We start from the raw sequence: 2,299 nt of genomic DNA, 5'->3' as shown, positions 1-2,299 counted from the left end.
GTTGCGGGCCCCGGCCTCCGACCGGGGGTGGACGTCGATCGCTCGACGTTGACGAGACGCTGTGGTGCTGGGGCTGGGTCTCAGCCCTGGCGCTGCTTGTGGCGCAGGTTCTCGCAGATGACACGGACGCTGCCGTTACGGCGGATCACCTTGCACTTGTCGCAGATCTTCTTGACGCTCGGCTTGACCTTCATGACTGCTGCCTTCGTTACTTGTAGCGGTAGACGATGCGTCCACGGGACAGGTCGTACGGGCTCAGCTCGACCACGACCCGGTCCTCGGGGAGGATCCGGATGTAGTTCTGCCGCATCTTGCCCGAGATGTGGGCGAGCACCTTGTGGCCGTTGCTCAGCTCCACGCGGAACATCGCGTTGGGCAGCGCTTCGACAACGCTGCCCTCGATCTCGATGACGCCGTCCTTCTTGGCCATATCCTCGCTAGTCCTGACGGGGTTGATGTGCTGTGGGCTTGATGCCGACCGCCGCGCAGCCGAGCGCGTCGCTTGCGCGAACACGGTGAGTCCGACCACGGGAGGCAGGCATTCGAGACGTCCGCACGAGCGAACCGGCCCACACCCAACGAGCCATCATACGGCATCCGCGGACTCCCACCTATCGCACCGAGGGTGGCGCAGCACACGCCGCGCACGGGTCAACGGCGCAGCAGCCCCAGCTCGCGTGCCCGCTCGACCGCGTGATCGCGGCCGCGGACGTTGAGCTTGCGGTAGATGTCGCGCATCTGTGACTTGACCGTGTTGGGCGAGACGTACAGCCGGCTGGCCACGGCAGCGAACGAGGCCCCGGTGGCGACGACCTCGAGCACCTGCAGCTCGCGCGGCGACAGGCCGCTGCCGTCCTGGGGCTCGGGCAGCAGCCCACCGAGGCCGTCCAAACGGTCGAGCATCTGTCGGACCTCGACGTCGCTGCCGGCGAGCTCGTTGAGATCCGCCGGAGGCAGCATGAGGAACGGGCGCAGCATCCCTGTCTGACTGGTGGTGCTGACGGCCGTCTGGAACGCGTCGATCGCCACGGGCCGCTGCTGCAGCCGCAGCGCCGAGCAGGCGCGCAGCAGCGAGAGGGTCACGGTCTGGCGGGGCACCAGGTCGTCGCCGATCGAGGCGTCGACCACCTGGGAGTACTCGCCCGACTGGAACGAGACGAGAGCCCAGGCAGAACGGTGCCGCTTGGCCTCGGGGTCGACCTCCAGCAGCAGTCGGCGTGCGCGCTCCACCTGATTGGTGGACAGGTAGGCCTCGACGCGGCTGCTGACGAGGAAGTGCTCGGCGAGCGTGGCGGTGTTCGAGGGCTGCACGCGGTAGGACTCCAGCAGCCGGATGCCTTCGGTCGCTCGCCCGGTGCGCAGCATCGTGTCCGCCCGGAGGGCGATCACCAGCACTTCGACGTCGGCGAGCAGCGGCGGGATCTCGAGACCGTCGAGGAGGCTGCACGCGTTGGCCGAGCCGCGGATCTGGTGGGCCATGAACGCGCGGGCAATCGGCTCCATCGTGCTCGACAGGTCCGGCTGCGAGGCCGGTGGCAAGGTGTCGAGCAGCTCGAGCCACGCCAAGCCGGCGTGCGGGTACCCGATGGCGGTGTGACTGAGTGCGGCCCCAGCAGCGGCTTCGCGGCGCACGATGTCGTCGCCCACCTGTTCCGCCCACTCGGCGGCCTCGGCGAACGCGTACGGTGCGCTCACGCCTGGGGCATCGAGCATTTGCGTGATGCCCCACTCGAGCAGCAGCCGCGGCACGGCGCGGATGACGTCCTCCGGCCAGCCGCTGGAGGCGATCGCCGAGGCCAGGTCACGACTCTCCACGAGCGAGTGGGTCACGTCGTACAACCCGTTGGAGTGGAGCCGCAGCACCTCGCGGAGGGAGAGTCGCCGGCGGCTGCGGGCGAGCGCCGCGCCGTGCGGCACGAGCAGGCCGGAGACGTAGGCGTGGCGGGCGCGGCTCTCGGTGGCGATGTTGAGGATGTAGTCACGCGCGACGATCAGCTGGGCGCTCTCGCCGATGACGTCCGCAGGCAGGGCGTCGAGGGCGTCCCGCATGAGGTCTGGCCGGTCGGTGAGCAGCAGCGACCAGTTCCGCTCAAGTAGCTCGCCGACGAGCGGCCACTCCTCGGCTGCAACCGCATGGCTCAGTGCGATGGCGGGCTCGTCGTGGGCGCTGAACCACTCGGCGGAGCGGCGACTGACGGTGTGGAACGCCTCAGGATCGTCCTCGGCGAGCATCGTCGCAGCTGCGCGGCGGATCGGTTGGTTGTCGGTCCCCTCCCCCGTCTCGCTGGTGCCCAGCCCG

3 protein-coding genes are annotated in these 2,299 nt (G+C 69.2%); all 3 read right to left on the bottom strand.

Annotated elements, in window-relative coordinates; genetic code table 11:
• Window positions 1-80: 80 nt before the first annotated feature.
• Window positions 81-194, bottom strand: coding sequence for a 50S ribosomal protein L36 (gene rpmJ / locus ACOJSN_RS08455; RefSeq protein WP_156224072.1), 114 nt, complete (start codon window positions 192-194; stop codon window positions 81-83).
• Between the two features lie 14 nt (window positions 195-208).
• Window positions 209-430: a translation initiation factor IF-1 gene (infA, locus tag ACOJSN_RS08450; protein ID WP_156224071.1), complete on the bottom strand. Its 222-nt coding sequence runs from the start codon at window positions 428-430 to the stop codon at window positions 209-211.
• Window positions 431-651: 221 nt separating this feature from the next.
• On the bottom strand, window positions 652-2,299 hold a 1,648-nt coding region (locus ACOJSN_RS08445), incomplete at its 5' end, for a helix-turn-helix domain-containing protein (protein ID WP_420112055.1).

The sequence above is a fragment of the Pseudactinotalea sp. genome (assembly GCF_048594945.1).
Classification (GTDB): Bacteria; Actinomycetota; Actinomycetes; order Actinomycetales; family Beutenbergiaceae; genus Pseudactinotalea.
The sequence above is the reverse complement of the archived record's forward strand: the minus strand, read 5'-3'. Positions and strand labels throughout refer to the sequence as shown.